A 16,640-nucleotide genomic window follows, 5' to 3' on the forward strand; every position below is an offset into this window, starting at 1 on the left:
TTTAATGAAGAGCTTACTATATAGTAAGCTCTTTAAACTTTGAAATATAAATGCATTACCAATACCATGAGTTTAATATGAATTTTTATTAGCAGAAACAAAAATACTTATGATAAATAAAACAATCGCATTTAAGATTAAAAGTCCACTAAACGTTAACCCAGCAGCACCTCCAGCGAATCCATCTCCAACTTTTTCACCAATTACATGCAAAGTGGTGAAGAAAACGATGGGGGAAGAAAGAATGAAAATGCCACTGGTAATTCTCCATATTTGCCTATATTTCTTTGCAATAAAGAAAATTACAGCATTAAAAGCAATAAGAAGTAAAAGAAATATAATGAATGAATTCATCATATCCTCCTTCCGGTAAAATTCCGAATTTTCATTTTTATATTTTCATCTAGAAGGAAATATTATACAATATGATTATATTCTATGGAAAGCGAGTGATATATTATGACAGTCAGCTCTTTCGAATTTTTATTAAAAGTAAAGGTACAGGAAGATTAATTGAGTTGAAATCTTCCGTACTTAAAAACGGAGGAGAAAATAAATGTTTAGTTTTTATAGTACACTTTGCACGGAACTTTATGATTACACAAAACCTGTCGGTTATTCTTTAAATGGTGATATTGAGTATTATCAAGAACGTTTAAAAAATGGTAGAGGAAGAATTCTAGAAGCAGCAGTAGGATCAGGTCGGGTCATCATCCCGCTTCTTGAGGCTGGTTTTACAGTGGATGGGATAGATTATTCACCTGAAATGTTAGATTCTTGCCGTATACGCTGTACAGAGAGAGGTTTACATCTTAATTTATATGAAGGAAGCTTACAAAAATTTTTACTGCCGCATAAATATGAGGCAATTATCATTCCGACTGGATCTTTTTGTTTAATTGAAGATCGAGATGATTCTATAAACGCATTGAAATGTTTTTATGAACATCTTAATCCTGGGGGACGATTAATTGTAGATATTATGCTTCCGCATGACTGGAAGACTGGAGAGATTCATACATCGACTTTTTCTTTACCAAGTGGAGACGGAATTACATTAGAAAATAAATCAATTGAAATAGATTGGCTGAACCAAGTTACTCTATCATATTTAAAATATGAAAAATGGAGTAAAGGACAGTTAGTACAAACAGAACTACAGCGCTTTGCGATGCGCTGGTATGGGATAGACGAGTTCAGACTTCTGTTAGAAAGTATAGGTTTCTCTAACATTACTTGCTCTGCTGACTATGTTTATGAAAAAGAACCGTCAAATGCAAATCAAATGTTTACTTTTGAAGCTGTGCGAAACGAAAAATAAAAGAACTATCTATGAAAATAAGGTAATTGATATAATATCGATTGCCTTATTTTAATTGTATATTGCTTACATGTTATTACGTTTCATTGTCCAAGCATTCTGCTACTAACTACATATACTATTTATGTTAAAGTCAGCTACTATTTTATATAGGGCTGTTATTTTCCTATAAATGCTATTTTAGTGAAGTGGGAGGAATCAATTTGGAAAACGTAGAACAAGATAGAATTGAAAATCAAGTGTATTCAAATCGTGTAGTAAGATCAGAATTTGATGCGAATTGGGAAACATGTATATCAAAAAGCGGTTATGTAATTTATGTAGCAACAAGTAATAATGCTGAAGTAATAGTACTTCTTGCAGACGGTTCAAGTAAGTTATTAATTTTCGAAAAAGGTGGTAAAGTAGTAGTAGGCGGCGGTGGAACAAGTCATTACAGTAAGCCGCATATTGCAAGAAATATTTAAGGTAGAACATGTTAATTGAGAAGAAACTGGATAACGGTTAGTCAGTCCTGTTTAGAGCATGAATGACTAACCGCTTTTATTTGTTTAAATCATTTTAGTAGAACTTAATTTATTACAAATACTTTTGGATGATCAGAGAAGTTTGAAGGGAATTGTACGGATCAGTATTTGAAATATAATGTAGGGTTTGGAGAATCCTATAAGCAATATAAAAAAGCATTTCCTATTTCGGGAAATGCTTTTTCTATGTTATAGTATAATAGTGTTTTAAAACGATGTTATATTAATATACTTCAAATTTTGTTGTGTATTATTTTTATATTAAATCAGTTGCTTAAGTATTTTTTTATATAAGGAGTAATAATAAGAGAAATGAAAAATATAGACTTTATACTAGAAAGTGATGAGGCATTAAAACCATCTGAACGATTAGTACTATTATTATTAGAGAAGCATAGAATGTTATATACGAACGATCTATTGGCATTATCTAATTTATCATATAAAACTTTAACGGATTCATTAACAGCGCTAGTTTTAAAATCATATGTATTAAAGGAAACAGGTAAGGGAAGAAGACAGAATTGTTATAGATTGGTATGATAAGGTTGCTGATTTTAGAGAGTTCATATTAATGTTTTTCAAATGTAAGGAGAAATTTTATTTTTGTTTTCAAATGAAAAAACGAACCGCGATGCGTACTTAAATATTTGGATTTCATTTTTGTTAATGATGATTTTATAATTATTGAAAATAGAAAAATAAAATAAACTGCATAAAAAAGAAATAAAAAAACAATCCGTTTTAAAAATGGATTGTTTTTTTTATTGAAATAATATTATTTGATATGTTGAAAGTATGAATGATTATTCTACTTCGCTTGTATACTTTTCAGGTAATAATTCCATTACGTTACATTTTACCAGTTCACCATTATATGAAAGTATAACGTTCGTATTTATTCCGTAATCACTTATTAATTCTCGACACATACCACATGGAGCAACAACCCAACATTTTTCTATATCTTCATGAGGGTGTGGGTGAGCAACTGCGACAATGGTATCAAATTCATGATCACCTTCTGAAATAGATTTTCCGATCGCCATAGCTTCACCGCATACTGTTATTCTTCCAACATTCGCTTCAACATGCACTGCTGCATAAATATTACCTGCTTTAGTTCTTATAGCTGAACCGATATGATGACGACCGTATTTATAGTTTTTTTCGATTACTTTTTCAGCAGCTTTAATTAAATCATAGTCTTCACTATTTAAAGGCATTACTTGTAACATAATCTCTCCTCCATATTAAACATGATTAGTGTTATTTCAAAAAAATTTAATATTTAAAATAACAGATAATTATTGGAGAGATAATATTATTATGTAAACTATAGTTTTAACAGGAAAATATCATAATCAATAGAACATATAGAAGAAGGGGAAACTTAAATATTTTGAAAGATGGGAGAACAGCATATTATATTGCATTAGAAAAAGGACATGATCACCTTTTACATCATTTAAAACAGGAAGTGAACGTATGATAAATAAATGGAGTGTGGGCATATTTTTATTTAACGAGGTAGAAGTGTTAGACTTTGCTGGGCCATTTGAAGTTTTTTCTGTAACCGAAGCGGATGAAGAAAAACCATTTACTGTGTATACAGTTAGCCAAAATGGAGAAATGATTACAGCAAGAAACGGATTAAAGGTAAAGCCAGATTATAGTATTGAAGATTTACCACCAGTTGATATTTTAATCATTCCAGGTGGTAAAGGTGTTCGGGAAAATGAAGTGCAAAATGATATTATAATAAATTGGGTTCGTCAGCAAATGAAAGAAGTAAAGCTAATGACTTCAGTTTGTACGGGTGCGCTATTACTTGCGAAAGCCGGTTTACTAGAAGGCTTAAAAGCAACAACGCATTGGGCTAGTATTCAAACTTTCAAAAAAGATTATCCGAATGTAGAAGTAATGGAGAATGTGAAATTTGTAGATGAAGGACACATTATTACATCTGCAGGTATTTCAGCTGGTATTAACATGTCATTTCATATTGTGAAAAATTTGTTAGGTGTGGAGATTGCTGAGGAAACAGCTAAAAGTATGGAATATGATATTGATTTACAAAATTAAAAAGCCCAGGCCGGGCTTTTTTATATTGATTGAATATAGCTAATCTCCTCATCACTCAAAATAGGGCGAACAGACGCATTTGCATTTTCTTGTGCTTGTTTTTCTGTTTTTGCACCTGGGATTACAACACTCACTGCTGGATGAGTGAGTATATAGCGAAGTGCAAGTTGCCCTAAGGTCTGATTTTTATTTGAGAGCAACCGAAGTTTCTCTACCTTTTGTAAGTCTTCTTGAAACCAATTTTCATTTGGCCAATCTTTGCGTAAATCTCCATTTGGAAAAGTTGTTTTATTTGTGCATTTTCCAGTTAAAATACCCATTTTTAACGGCCCACGAATAACAGCTCCTAGATTTTTTTCTTGTAAGAATGGCAAAATATCATTTTCTGGTTTTTGATTCAATATATTGTAATCAATTTGTACGATGTCAATTTCATTGTTTTTATTGAAATGACGAATGTATTGTAAATCATGTGTCGAAACACCGACTGCTCTTACTTTTCCATCACGTTTTAATACTTCAAATGCACGTAAAAATGCTTCTGTTTCTCTACGATTATGCCACCAAATATGACAAAAATAAAGATCAATGTAATCTGTTTGAAGACGTTGTAAACTTGTTTCAAATACGGCGATAATTTTTTCGGGAGTATCATATACAGGCTCTCCATTCGGATCGTAGTGATGTCCGATTAAACCGCCTTTCGTTGATAGGATAATATCATTACGATGTCCTTTAATTGCGGTAGACACTAACTTTTCACTATGTCCTAAACCATACACATCTGCAGTATCAATAAAATTCACACCACACTCAATTGCTTTTTTTATAGCGGTTATAGATTGTTTATCGTTAACAGGTCCCCATTCATCACCACCGATTGCCCATGCCCCAAAACCTATTTCAGAGACAGTTATTCCAGTTTTACCTAATGTACGGTAATGCATATTTTTCCCCCTTGTAAGCATGTTATAACATCGATATGTAGGTAAGGTATTTTGTGTGTAAAAAAACTCTTCTACAATAGTAGAAAAAGAATAACAGAAACTACTATTTTATGGCAGCATACATAAAAAAATGCAATGTAAATATGGAAATGTCGTCGAATGCTATCTTTAATTGGTTAATTTGTAAGATATTTTTGTGAAGGAGCTTATTTTATAAGAATAGAATTATAGTTAGTAAGGGATTATGCCGAGGGTAGTGAAAATATATGTGTTAGGGGGATTTCATAATGAGGAAACTCAAGCGAATAAATGTTCCTAATATAGAAGAGCAACTATCACAGCCTAATGAGAAGCGAGCAATTAATAAGAAAAAACTAAGACGATTTATATTCATGTTTATATTTATTGCGGCGGCTACTTTGTACCTTCAATTTATTTTAACGAAACAACAAGAAATAATCGTAGAAAAAAAAGATACTATAACGAATCAAAAAAAACAATTGGTCTCTTTAAAGAAAGATCAGGATTTTTTAAAGACTAACATAGAAAATTTAACAGACGATGAGGAAGAAATTTTGAAGTTTGCGAGAAAAGAATATCAATTTTCTAAGTCAAATGAAACTATATTTGTGTTGCCGAAGTAGTGTAATAGAACAGTTAGCGATTGCTAGCTGTTTTTTTATGTCTGAATGGCATGGTACAAGTAACAATCACATATTGTAAAAATGAAGAGTTTAAGCTGTTTTTATAATTATGGAATATACACCGGAATAAATGTTGTTAAAATTCTGTCAATTGTATTATAATACAAGGTAAGCGGATATATTTTTTAATCAACGTTGAGTTTATCACTCATACGACTATTAAGAAAACCGTTATCCCGTATTAGAAAGGAAGATAGCTGTGTACGCTTCAAATACAATTTATATCGTAGGGGATGCGAAAGCACCTCAAAATAATCCTATTACCGAAAAGTTCAAAAGTTATTTTGTAGCGTTTGTACTTGTTAAGGAGACAGGGGAAATTGTAGATGCAGATTGCTCAGCGACAATTGCATTAACATCACAATTCGTTAAATATTTGTTTCTACATAAAAATATTAATGATCCACTATTGGTAACAGAAATAAAAAATAGATACTTCGGTTCGTCTCAAAAAGCACTACTTGTAGCATTAAAAGATGCACAGAAAAAATATAATCAAATCGCTGCTTTGTCTACCCATTCCTAGACAAAATCCAGCCATAAGAATCTTCTTATGGCTGGATTTTTTTATTTTACATTAACCTCCTATATGAAAAGCAAGCGAAAGAGGAGATTAATTGCCCGTAAAAAACTAATCTATTTTGTGGATTAAGGTTACACTTTGTCAGACAACGAAAGGATGAACAATATGAAAATTACCGATGTAAAAGTAAATCGTAGACGTGTAAATCTTCATACACCGTTTAAAACGGCGCTTCGTACCGTAACTGAAATAGAAAGTATAGATGTATATATTTATACAGATGCAGGAATTGTTGGGAAGGGTGCTGCAACCGCAACACCAGTTATCACGGGGGATTTCGCTAACGGAATTGAAGAAGCAATTTTAGGACCGATGCGTTCCTGTTTAATTGGTCAAGATATTATTCAATTTCAGCAGTTACTGCAGCACATTCAAATGAGTTGTATTGGAAATCCAAGTGCGAAAGCGGCGGTAGATATTGCTTTATATGATGTGTATTGTCAACACCAAAACGTTCCACTTTACGCATTATTAGGCGGGAAGAAAGAAATTCATACAGATATTACGGTGAGTGTAGATGAGCCTTTTATTATGGCGAAAGAGGCAAAGCAACATGTAGAAAAAGGATTTCAAACTTTAAAAATTAAAGTGGGAAAATCTGCTCATTTAGATTTAGAACGTATTGAAGCAATTCGAAATAGTGTACCAAAAAATACGACGTTACGATTAGATGCAAATCAAGGGTGGAATCCAAAAGAAGCGGTTACGATCATTAAAGAGATGGAAAATCGAAATTTAAATATCGAATTTATTGAACAACCTGTTCATGCGAAAGATTGGGATGGATTAAAGTATGTCAAAGATCATGTACAAACGCCCATTATGGCAGATGAAAGCATATTTTCAGCGAGTGATGCATTGAAAATTGTTCAAGGAGGATATGCAGACTTGCTCAATATTAAATTAATGAAATGTGGTGGCATACGTGAAGCGTGGCGTATTGCCGATGTTGCCGAAACAGCTGGTGTAAAATGTATGGTCGGAAGTATGATGGAATCTTCACTTTCTGTTAGCGCTGTAGCCCATTTAGCTGCTGCACATCCTAATATTCATTATTTCGATCTGGATGCACCGCTTTGGTTAATGGAAGAACCGGAAGGAATGACGTATTCTGGATCAAAGGTAAACCTTCAATCGACAGTGAATAGTAAATCTTAGGAGAAGAGATTAGTAAACTATCTTTTAAGGGGGATATGTATGAAAAAAGTAGGAACTGCATTTTTAACAACTTTATTTATATTTTCATCGTTTACATCAGCAAATGCTGAAGAGAAGAAAGATAGTAAGGCATTTATCGATGTATCTGCCGCAACACTTTGGACCGCGCCTGATTCATTACGACCAATTGATGTACCAAGCGCTACAAATCCAGTTGATTTATGGAAGTGGACGAAATCAATGACGCTTGATGAGAAACTTTGGTTAACAAATGCAAATAAATTAGAAACGCAAGCGCTATTAGGTCAAGAAGTAACGGTTGTTGATAAAAAAGGGGACTGGGTGAAAGTGTTAGTCCATGGTCAACCAACACCACGAAATGAAGAAGGGTATCCAGGATGGATGCCTGAAAAACAATTAACATATAATCAGGAATTTGCAGATAAAACAAACGAACCTTTCGTTTTAGTAACGAAACCGACAGCTATTTTATATATAAATCCTTCTGAAAAACATAAATCGCTTGAAGTGAGCTATAATACGCGACTTCCTTTACTTAGTGAAGATACAATTTCATACCGCGTATTGTTACCAAACGGGCAGAAAGCTTGGCTACGAAAAAATGACGGAACTGTTTATCGCTCCCAAAATGATATTCCAACTCCGACGGCTGATGATTTAATAAACACAGGGAAAATGTTTTTAGGATTACCATATATATGGGCTGGTACAAGTGGTTTTGGATTTGATTGCTCTGGATTTACACATACGATTTATAAATCACACGGTATTACAATTCCGCGGGATTCTGGTCCGCAATCGAGGAATGGAGTTGCGGTTGATAAAGAACATTTACAAAAAGGAGATTTAATCTTCTTTGCACATGACCAAGGAAAAGGTAGTGTTCATCATGTAGGGATGTATATTGGTGATGGGAATATGCTTCACTCACCGAGGGCTGAAAGATCGGTAGAGATTATACCGCTAAACACACCAGGATATATAGAAGAATACGCTGGTGCTCGTCGTTACTTACCTTAAAAAATAGAGGGGGTTTTCAAATGAAAAAAGTTGTTCGTTACTCATTAGTTAGTACCCTATTAGTTTCTTCAATTTTAGTTGGCTGCGCAAAAGAAAAAACAACGACAAAGCCGAAAGATGAGAAGAAAGTATTACAGTTACTAGAAACGGGTGAAATTCCGTCGTTAAATTCAGGGAAAGTAACAGATGCAGTATCATTTAACGTTTTAAATAACGTAATGGAAGGATTATTCCGCTTATCGAAAAATGATGAAGTGATTGAGGCTGGAGCACAAAAATATGAAGTGAGTAAAGATGGAAAAACATATACATTTCACTTACGTGACGCGAAATGGTCTAACGGAGATCCAGTAACAGCACAAGATTACGTATACGCTTGGAAGCAGCTTATTAATCCGGATACTGCTTCTCAATATGCATACATTGCATACGATGTGAAAAATGCGGAGAAAATAAATAAGAAACAACTAGGGTTAGAGGAATTAGGAGTGAAAGCGACGGATGATAAAACGTTCGTTGTAGAGTTAGAACATCCTGTACCGTATTTTACGAAACTACTTATTTTACCATCATTCTATCCAATTAACGAAAAATATGCGAAAGAACAAGGTGATAAATACGGATTAGAAGCAAATAAAGCAGTGTATAACGGGCCATTTACATTATCTGATTGGAAGCATGAAGCGAGCTTTACAATGAAGAAAAACGATAAGTATTGGGATAAAAAAGAAGTGAAGTTAGATGAAGTAAACTATCAAATTGTTAAAGAAATTTCAACTGCGGTAAATTTATATGAAACAGATAAAGTTGAGAGGGCTGTCATTTCAACTGAATTCGTAGATAAATATAAAAATAATAAAGAGCTAAAACAATATACAGATCCGGTTATGTACTTCTTCCGATTCAATGAAAATGTACCGATTCTTAAAAATAAAAATGCAAGACTTGCGCTAAGTACAGTGTTTGATAAGAAAGGACTTGCGACTTCATTTTTAAATGATGGTTCGGTTGCTGCTAACTATTACGTACCAAAAGGATTTTTAAAAGGTCCAGACAAAAAAGATTTTAGAAGTACAGCAGGTGAGTTTAATAAAACTGATGTAAAACAGGCGAAAGAATATTGGGAAAAGGCGAAGCAAGAGACAGGTACAAATGAAGTAACGCTTGAGTTATTAAACTATGACTTAGAAAACTTCAAAAAAGTAGGAGAATACATTAAAGAAGAGCTAGAGAAAAACTTACCAGGCTTAAAAGTAAATGTAAAATTACAACCACATACGCAAAAACTGGCGTTAGAGAAGAAGAAAGAATATGAAATGTCATTATCACGCTGGTTACCGGATTATCCAGATCCAATGACTTACTTAGAAGTATTCCTTTCTGGAAGCAGTGTGAACAATACAGAATATGCAAACCCAGAATATGATGCGTTAATTAAGAAGATTAAAACAGAATTAGGTAATGATGAAAAAGCTCGTTGGAAAGCAATGCAAGATGCTGAGAAAATGTTACTGGATGATGCAGTAATTGCACCGGTATTCCAGCGCGGGTTATCATACTTACAAAAGCCATATGTGAAAGATTTATATGTACATCAATTCGGTCCAGCTACAAGTTTAAAATGGGCAGATGTACAAAAATAAAATTATGGAGAAACAGACTTCACATGTGTGATAGTCTGTTTTTTTAGTTAAAGTCGGGTAAATAGTACATGGTATAATGTACTAGTCTGTATAAAATTTTGGAGGGGAATAAAGGTTTATGTTTGTAGAAAAGAAAGTAATACATACCAAAAGGTTATTCATGAGAAAGCCCATTATAGAAGATGTTGATCAATTTTATAGCATATTAAAGGAAGAAGTTGTTGGCAAATGGCTTGCTAAATCAAGAGGAATGTCAAAAGAAGAAACAAATGATTATATCAGGAAACTTATATTACATTGGGAACAGCATAATTTTGGTGTATGGTTGTTATTCAATAGTGAAACAGGGAAGCTTTTAGGACATTGTGGTTTAAGAAAAGTAGATGAAACAGGCGAAATAGAAATTATGTATTTACTTGATCCGGAGTATTGGGGAAATGGATATGCGTCAGAAGCAGCAGAGGCTTCTATTCAATATGCAAAAGAGACGATGAATGTAAAAAGAATAATTGCTAGAGTAAAAGTAGTAAATGAAAATTCGAAAAAACTTTTACGAAAATTAGGTTTTACATATACTCATGATGTTGATCATAGTGGGCGCTTATTATCATACTTTGAACTCCATACATCATTGGATGAATTATAGACATTTTCTATGTATTTTAACTGATTAAAAATAAAATTATTACTAAAATTCTAGTGTGAAATTTATGTAGAATCTTGTATAATTAACGTGTTTCTATGGAAACATTTTCTTGTGCTATTTATATAGGACTTAATAGGACAAGGGAGGAAATACATACATGTATATAATAGATAAATAGAATGGAACATGTATAGAGAAAAAGGAGAAAAAGATGACGTGTCAAAAACAAGGGTTACAATTTAATAGCGAGAGAAAGAGGAATAACAGATGAAGATGAAGCATGCGTTTGGTCCCATAATTTTAGCGTGTGTGCTTTTTTTCATTATCATACTAATCCCATCGAAAAGTTTAGTATCACTTATTAGTGATAAGAAGGTAGAAGATGCGGCAACTTCCTTACAAAAAGAAAAATTACAAAGTGTTTTCTTACAGCAAAAAATGTTAGAGAATTCGCAGTATTTACCGATGTACGGTTCATCTGAATTTTTACGAATGGATGCATATCATCCATCTAATTACTTCAAAGTGAATCCCGCAGGTTTTACGCCATATTTAATCGGGATTGGCGGTACACAAAGTTTAGCTCATATATTAAATATGACATCTACAATGGATGAATTAGAAGGTAAAAAGGTAGTCTTTGTTCTATCACCACAGTGGTTTACCAAAACTGGTGTATCACAAGGGGATTTTACTAATAATTTCTCCAAACAACAAGCATATCATTTTATTTTTAATGATGAAATAAATGTTGAAATGAAGAAGAAAATTGCGAAACGACTATTAGATTATAAAGTTGTTCAAGAAGATGATATATTAAAAAATTCATTACAGGGTATTGTATATAACGATACAAAACATAACATAAAAGCAGGTTTAGTCAAACCACTTGCTTATATGCATCGAAATATCTTAGATCATAGAGATTTATTTAACTCTATATTTAAGATTGAGCCGATGAAAGAAAAAACAAATATGGGATTACGTTCAATTTCTTGGGTAGATGCACGTAAACATGCGGAGGAAGAAGGGAAAGCGGAATCTACTACAAACGCATTCGGAATTGAAAATCCGTATTATTATAAGAATAATCTGAAGAAAAAACTAAAAGGTCTAAAAAACTTTAGAGCAAATGAATCGTATGAAGAATCACCAGAATATGATGACTTACAAATTGTTTTAGATATTTTTAAAGAGAAAAATGTTAAGCCACTCTTTATTTCTGTACCTGTAAATGGACCGTGGTATGATTACGCTGGTTTCCCTAAAGAACGCCGTGAAGTGTATTATAAAAAAGTTCGGGAACAAGTTGAGAAAGCAGGATACCCAGTAGTTGATTTTTCTGGCCATGAATATGATAAGTATTTCTTAAAAGATACAATTCATTTAGGTTGGAAAGGCTGGATTTACTTTGATGAAGCAGTGCAAAACTTTTATACTGAGAAATAAGTGTGGAGAAAAAGGAACGGCTATAAGCTGTTCCTTTTTTTTAGTATAGAGGATTTTGATTTGGACAATTCGGAAAGGCATGTATATCTTGAATTTGTCTAAAATCATAATGTTTCATTGCGAACTGTGCTTGATAAAGGTATTCATACACATATAATTGACCATCATGTGCTGAACATAATACACCAGAGGTTCCTTGCCCATTGATGAAGGAAATACCGATAGGGCGTCCGATTAAGTATTGTATTTTTTGTTGCCAATGCATAGGGGAACCACTCCTTTTTGAAATAATATACGAAATGAATGAGTGAATTGTTGCTTATCCATGTAATTATGGAGGCTTTTTATACAATTTCTAGAAGACATAAATATGAATGAATTATAAGTGGGAGAAAGGAAGGAATAATGGAGAAAGAAAATATTTTGGAAGAAAAGTTAAATTTAATAGAATGGTGTCAAACGTTGAAGGGATTAGCTGATGATATATGGTTTCAATCTTTTAAAAAAGATTCGTGGGCAATTGCGGATGTGATTTCACATTTTATCGTTTGGGATGTGTTATTAATAAAGCATAGAATTCCATACTTTAAATGTGGACAATCTGTACCAAATGTTCCAATAGATGTTGAGGAAATGAATAAGGGAGCAATTAAATATGCGAGATCTGGTATTTCAAAAGAAGAACTATTAAATCAATTTAGTGTTACTCGTAAACAATTAGTGGATGAAATTGAGCGAATTCCCACCCAATATTTTTATAATGACTACCAATTGGGCACTAAAAAAGTGAGATTAAATAATTACTTTTCATCACTCATTCAGCATGATTTAAATCATAAAGAAGAAATAATGCAATTTCTAATACATAATCAAACCTATAATAAAAACCGCTAACATCCGTAATGAATGAATAGCGGTTTTTTTATTTATATTTTTACGCAAGATTTTTACGCTTTTTTGTCCATTTTTTTATAACGAAGTATAAAAGAATAAGTAAGACGCCACCAATTGCGAATGATTTCACATACGGTCCAGCAATATCATTAATGTTCTCCCAATTTTCACCTAGTTTTTCGCCTAAGTAAATGAAAATGATAGACCAAGGGATGATTGCGATTGCTGTTAACGTAGTGAAACGTAGGAATGACATTTTTGTAATACCAGCAGGAATTGAAATCGCATGACGTACTACTGGAATAAAGCGTGCTGTAAAAATTACGCCAGTTCCGTAACGATTAAACCAATCCTCAGCAGCGTCTATTTGTTTTTTGTGAATAAAAATATATTTTCCGTAACGTTCTAAAATAGGGCGTCCACCGTATCGTCCAATCCAATAAATAAAGATTTGAGCAATAACACCGCCAATTGTACCAAATACAACTGCGCCTAAAAATGAGATACTACCATTAAATACTAAGTATCCCGCATAAGCAAGGACAATCTCACTTGGAATAATCTCAATCATAAGTCCAAGCATAATGCCCCAATAACCTAATCCTTCAAAAAATGTTAATACTGAATGAATAAAACTACTAACCATTGATGCACCTTCTAATTTATGAATTTTTGAATAGATGCGCCTTTATTTAATAACATAAAAGGTTCACTATGTGTATATTATACCTTATTTATATAGGGGATTGCTATTTCAATTCTTTTATGTCTCTCATAAGTATTATAGTAAAGCATATAAGCCCAGTTTTCATGAAGAAATAATGAAAAGATTATTAAAAATTTCTCATATTTCAATGATAATAGACTGAAAATTAAGTATAATAGTGAAGGTCTTTAATTTACAAAAATAGGAGGGGAACGTATGTATATTACAGATCCGATTTATGGACCAATATTTATTCAGGATAGATATATCCTTCAATTGATAGATACAAAAATATTTCAAAGATTGGCCTATATTAAACAACAAGGACATACTTATTTTTTACATGAGAACGCAATACATACGAGGGAAGAACATTCGATAGGTGTATATGTACTAGTAAATAAAGTGATAGAACATCTTACTGAGATTGGTGACATACATTTGTCGGAATATGAACGAAAGCTAGTATCTACTGTAGCCCTTCTACACGATGTTGGACATGGTCCATATTCACATTGTTTTCAGCAAATATCGGGTGAAGATCATGGTGATTGGACGGTACGAATCATTCAAGAGGACGAAGAAATACGCACGATTTTAAATCAGACCCCTGGATTATTAGATGATGTAACGAAAGCTTTAACAGAAGATGGAGTTTTTCCAATTATAGATGAACTATTATTTAATTCATTAGGAATGGATCAATTAGATTTTTGGAATAGAGATTTATATTATTCTACGCTTGAATTAGAGGGCTTACGAATTGAAGAACTGATTGCTAGTATGCGTTTTATTAACGGTAAACTTGTAATTGAAGAATCGGGAATCCCTTTGATCGAACAACTAATGAAAATGAAAGAGGGACTTTATAATAATGGCTTTGGTCATCCGTTTGTAATAGGAAAAGATTTATTGTTGCAATCCATTTTTCAAAAGATAACTGAGAAAAATCTTAAGTTCTATACTACTGAATTACAAAATTTCTTTCATAAAGAAGAGGATTTATTAGTAGAGGACTTTCTCCCATTACAAGATGAAATGATTTTACATGAAATTCAGTGCTTTGCAAAATCAGAGGACAAACAATTAGTGGCGTTAATTCAGCTTTATTTTTCAGGTGCTAAAAGTTTATCATTTGAAAAAGGACTGGAGGGTGATTTTAAAAAGGAAAATACCAAATTAGCGGTAATAACTGAGAAAAAGGCATACAGTTCATATGTAGGTGGTATTTACGTTTTTAGTGAGGGGCAGTTAGATGATATTTTAGAAAAATCCCCTTTTATTCGAGAGATAGTAAGGTTACCTAAAAAAGAATATGCATATTCCATTTGAGTTGATTTAGAAGCTTCAAAATACTTTGTGGGGAATAAACAATATAAATATTCTCTTTTCACGTAGACAGGTACTTCACTTTCAAATAACGAATTATAATGTTAATGAAATTTTTATAGAAAATTAGCGTGATGAGGGTGAAAATATGAAAGAAGCATTATTAGAAAAGGCCTCATATCTACATAGAGCAGAATTAGAACAATTACATATAGCTATATTAGTTTCCGAGAAAGCTCATGAAGGACAATTTCGTGTTTCGGGTGAGCCGTATATTACTCATCCATTTGCAGTTACAGAAATTTTGCTAGAGTGTAAGGCTGATATTATAACTTTAGTTGCAGCATTACTACATGATGTGGCGGAGGATACAGATTATACAATTGAGTATATACGTGATATATTCGGTAAAAAAGTGGCTGATATTGTAGAAGGATTAACTAAAATTGATAAAAAACAAATCCCTAATAAAGAAGAGTATGAAGCAATAAATTTAAAGAAATTATTGTTAGCTACACAAGGAGATATAAGAGTAGCTATTATAAAAGTAATAGATCGTCTACATAACATGAGGACTTTACAGGTAAAAGCTGTAAAAAAACAAGTTCCTTATGCAAATGAAACACTCAAAATTTTCGCTCCGATTTGTAAAAGGCTGGGGCTATTTCATATTCAACACGAGTTAGAAGATTTAGGTTTTTATTATCTTAATCATTCTAAATATAAGGGCATGAAAATACTTTTACAAAATTATGTTAAGTTATTAGAGGGTTTGTCTCAAAATATAATGCAAGATATAAATAATTTTCTAAATCCACCTTTAATATTTGAAGTTAACTATGAAGTAAGTCCTATTTATACAGCTTATTCTCGTCTCCAAGATATTCAAGACATTACGGTGGTGTCAAAAATAATCATCACGGTCTCAAGTAATTTAGACTGTTATAAAATATTAGGAATTATACATCAACTGTACAAACCAATTCCTCATCAATTTGAAGATAACATAGCAATTGAAAGTGATGTATTAAACAAATACTTAAAGACCAAAGTGGTAATCAATAACCATGAAATAATGATATGTATTGAAACAAAAATAAATCAGGAGATACGAGATAAAGGGGTATTTCATATTCTTACAAAAAGTATAACTGATAAGGAGATGCAAAATATAATTCATAAATTGATGAATCATTTTATTAAGACAAATGATCTAGTAACTCAAGATGCGATTGAATTTTATGATTTAGTATCATATGAACTATTCCAAGATAACATTGTTGTATTTACTCCTAAGTTAGATTCCGTGAACTTACCGCAAGGTGCTACTGTAATTGATTTTGCTTTTGCATTAAACCCTGAGATCGCTAAGTATATGTCAGGTGCTAAAGTTAATGGTATAAATAAATCGATAATAACGAATGTTTCACATCTAGATATAGTTGAACTTTTGGTAACTGAAAATATTAGTAATGTGAGACAGGGTTGGTTAAGGTTTGCTAATAGCTCAAAAGCTCAAATCGAAATTTATAAAGAGTTACAAAGATGAGGGAATTAAATTTATCGAGAAAACTTGTTCGAAATATAATAGAATGAAATGATCATTT

Annotated in this window: 19 protein-coding genes and 1 pseudogene; 15 read left to right on the top strand and 5 right to left on the bottom strand. The window is 32.4% G+C overall.

Going from position 1 to position 16,640, the window contains the following annotated elements; all coding sequences use genetic code 11:
• Nucleotides 1-72: 72 nt before the first annotated feature.
• Complete coding sequence (locus QEP67_RS13580) at nt 73-354, bottom strand: hypothetical protein (RefSeq protein WP_001083951.1); 282 nt, start codon at nt 352-354, stop codon at nt 73-75.
• Nucleotides 355-556: 202 nt separating this feature from the next.
• Between QEP67_RS13580 and QEP67_RS13585 the strand changes: the two genes are divergently transcribed.
• The 3 genes from QEP67_RS13585 to QEP67_RS13595 all read left to right on the top strand — a co-directional run bounded on the left by QEP67_RS13585 (nt 557) and on the right by QEP67_RS13595 (nt 2,391).
• Nucleotides 557-1,321, top strand: coding sequence for a class I SAM-dependent methyltransferase (locus QEP67_RS13585; RefSeq protein WP_000490931.1), 765 nt, complete (start codon nt 557-559; stop codon nt 1,319-1,321).
• Nucleotides 1,322-1,524: 203 nt separating this feature from the next.
• Nucleotides 1,525-1,788 carry a hypothetical protein gene (locus QEP67_RS13590; protein WP_000432423.1) on the top strand — a complete coding sequence of 88 codons (264 nt, stop codon included), beginning with the start codon at nt 1,525-1,527 and terminating at the stop codon, nt 1,786-1,788.
• A gap of 372 nt (nt 1,789-2,160) precedes the next feature.
• Entirely contained in the window at nt 2,161-2,391 is a 231-nt protein-coding gene (locus QEP67_RS13595) for a hypothetical protein (protein WP_000789031.1), read from the top strand.
• 263 nt (nt 2,392-2,654) lie between these two features.
• Here the strand turns inward: QEP67_RS13595 and QEP67_RS13600 are convergent, their stop codons facing one another.
• A complete protein-coding gene (locus tag QEP67_RS13600) occupies nt 2,655-3,086 on the bottom strand; it encodes a cytidine deaminase (RefSeq protein WP_000942285.1) in 432 nt (143 codons plus the stop codon).
• 170 nt (nt 3,087-3,256) lie between these two features.
• On the opposite strand from QEP67_RS13600, the pseudogene QEP67_RS13605 reads away from it, so the two are divergent.
• Both QEP67_RS13605 and QEP67_RS13610 read left to right on the top strand, forming a co-directional pair.
• Nucleotides 3,257-3,340: pseudogene (locus tag QEP67_RS13605) on the top strand (ankyrin repeat domain-containing protein); the annotation flags it as partial.
• Complete coding sequence (locus QEP67_RS13610; protein WP_000608992.1) at nt 3,337-3,933, top strand: DJ-1/PfpI family protein; 597 nt, start codon at nt 3,337-3,339, stop codon at nt 3,931-3,933. The pseudogene QEP67_RS13605 and the gene QEP67_RS13610, both read left to right, overlap by 4 nt.
• Before the next feature lie 20 nt (nt 3,934-3,953).
• Here QEP67_RS13610 and QEP67_RS13615 read toward each other — a convergent pair whose 3' ends face one another.
• On the bottom strand, nt 3,954-4,880 hold the full coding sequence (locus QEP67_RS13615; RefSeq protein ID WP_353706617.1) for an aldo/keto reductase: 927 nt from the start codon (nt 4,878-4,880) through the stop codon (nt 3,954-3,956).
• A gap of 287 nt (nt 4,881-5,167) precedes the next feature.
• On the opposite strand from QEP67_RS13615, the gene QEP67_RS13620 reads away from it, so the two are divergent.
• The 7 genes from QEP67_RS13620 to dltD all read left to right on the top strand — a co-directional run bounded on the left by QEP67_RS13620 (nt 5,168) and on the right by dltD (nt 12,104).
• Complete coding sequence (locus QEP67_RS13620; protein WP_001228711.1) at nt 5,168-5,524, top strand: septum formation initiator family protein; 357 nt, start codon at nt 5,168-5,170, stop codon at nt 5,522-5,524.
• A 259-nt stretch (nt 5,525-5,783) separates the two neighbouring features.
• A complete protein-coding gene (locus QEP67_RS13625) occupies nt 5,784-6,110 on the top strand; it encodes a DUF3870 domain-containing protein (protein WP_000271317.1) in 327 nt (108 codons plus the stop codon).
• A 153-nt stretch (nt 6,111-6,263) separates the two neighbouring features.
• Complete coding sequence (locus tag QEP67_RS13630; RefSeq protein WP_122974079.1) at nt 6,264-7,325, top strand: dipeptide epimerase; 1,062 nt, start codon at nt 6,264-6,266, stop codon at nt 7,323-7,325.
• 39 nt (nt 7,326-7,364) lie between these two features.
• Nucleotides 7,365-8,366 carry a C40 family peptidase gene (locus QEP67_RS13635; RefSeq protein WP_000755437.1) on the top strand — a complete coding sequence of 334 codons (1,002 nt, stop codon included), beginning with the start codon at nt 7,365-7,367 and terminating at the stop codon, nt 8,364-8,366.
• 20 nt (nt 8,367-8,386) lie between these two features.
• A complete protein-coding gene (locus QEP67_RS13640; protein ID WP_061673365.1) occupies nt 8,387-10,009 on the top strand; it encodes a peptide ABC transporter substrate-binding protein in 1,623 nt (540 codons plus the stop codon).
• A gap of 118 nt (nt 10,010-10,127) precedes the next feature.
• Nucleotides 10,128-10,655 (top strand): GNAT family N-acetyltransferase, encoded by a 528-nt coding sequence (locus QEP67_RS13645; protein WP_000497408.1) that lies wholly within the window; start codon nt 10,128-10,130, stop codon nt 10,653-10,655.
• Between the two features lie 267 nt (nt 10,656-10,922).
• Complete coding sequence (gene dltD / locus QEP67_RS13650; RefSeq protein WP_000782316.1) at nt 10,923-12,104, top strand: D-alanyl-lipoteichoic acid biosynthesis protein DltD; 1,182 nt, start codon at nt 10,923-10,925, stop codon at nt 12,102-12,104.
• A 40-nt stretch (nt 12,105-12,144) separates the two neighbouring features.
• On the opposite strand, the gene QEP67_RS13655 is transcribed toward dltD, so the two are convergent.
• The gene (locus QEP67_RS13655) at nt 12,145-12,369 is read right to left on the bottom strand and encodes a hypothetical protein (RefSeq protein WP_000558706.1); all 225 of its coding nucleotides are present in this window, start codon (nt 12,367-12,369) and stop codon (nt 12,145-12,147) included.
• 140 nt (nt 12,370-12,509) lie between these two features.
• Between QEP67_RS13655 and QEP67_RS13660 the strand changes: the two genes are divergently transcribed.
• Nucleotides 12,510-12,998, top strand: a complete 489-nt coding sequence (locus QEP67_RS13660) for a hypothetical protein (RefSeq protein WP_000410110.1) — start codon at nt 12,510-12,512, stop codon at nt 12,996-12,998.
• 40 nt (nt 12,999-13,038) lie between these two features.
• On the opposite strand, the gene QEP67_RS13665 is transcribed toward QEP67_RS13660, so the two are convergent.
• The gene (locus QEP67_RS13665) at nt 13,039-13,644 is read right to left on the bottom strand and encodes a DedA family protein (protein ID WP_000254813.1); all 606 of its coding nucleotides are present in this window, start codon (nt 13,642-13,644) and stop codon (nt 13,039-13,041) included.
• Between the two features lie 276 nt (nt 13,645-13,920).
• On the opposite strand from QEP67_RS13665, the gene QEP67_RS13670 reads away from it, so the two are divergent.
• Nucleotides 13,921-15,036, top strand: coding sequence for an HD domain-containing protein (locus QEP67_RS13670; protein ID WP_000275978.1), 1,116 nt, complete (start codon nt 13,921-13,923; stop codon nt 15,034-15,036).
• A gap of 145 nt (nt 15,037-15,181) precedes the next feature.
• Nucleotides 15,182-16,582, top strand: coding sequence for an HD domain-containing protein (locus QEP67_RS13675; RefSeq protein WP_000656618.1), 1,401 nt, complete (start codon nt 15,182-15,184; stop codon nt 16,580-16,582).
• Nucleotides 16,583-16,640: the final 58 nt, after the last annotated feature.

Source organism: Bacillus cereus group sp. MS39, from assembly GCF_040448665.1.
Taxonomy (GTDB): Bacteria; Bacillota; Bacilli; order Bacillales; family Bacillaceae_G; genus Bacillus_A; species Bacillus_A wiedmannii.